The organism is Gluconobacter sp. Gdi (assembly GCF_014132155.1).
Lineage (GTDB): Bacteria > Pseudomonadota > Alphaproteobacteria > Acetobacterales > Acetobacteraceae > Gluconobacter.
In genome coordinates this window covers 1-382 of the sequence record NZ_BLJQ01000073.1, presented here as the reverse complement: position 1 = coordinate 382, position 382 = coordinate 1, and the positions used below count along the sequence as shown (strand labels likewise).

General features: G+C 59.4%; 1 protein-coding gene. It reads left to right on the top strand.

The genetic code is table 11. The annotated features are described in order from the left end of the window. Nucleotides 1-382 (top strand): hypothetical protein (locus tag JN414_RS16530; RefSeq protein WP_202208890.1); only part of this gene is annotated, 382 nt, incomplete at both ends.

Genomic DNA, 382 nt, shown 5'->3' with positions numbered 1-382 from the left:
AGCCCTGCAGGAAGAGCTGGATCGTTCTGCATCTTCCGGTGCTGACACGTCCGAAACGACACAGCGCCTGGCTGCAGTGCAGAAGGAAATCTCCCAGACTCGTACGGCTGTTGCGGATCTGTCCCGTCAGCAGAAAACATCTGCGGATGCACAGGCTGCCTGGAACGGCCAGCTAGGCGAAAGCAGCGTCATGCTCACGGGTATGCGCGATGGGCTGTCCTCGGTCTCCCAGGCGGGAACGTCGGCGATGTCTGGTCTTCGGGCCGGGACTGACAGTTCGACAAAGGGTCTTTTAAGGCTCGCAGCCTCCGTGGACGAAATTTCCGGCAAAATGCTGGATCTGGCGCGTGCCGAGAGTCGGATGGAGAATTTCAAGGCATCC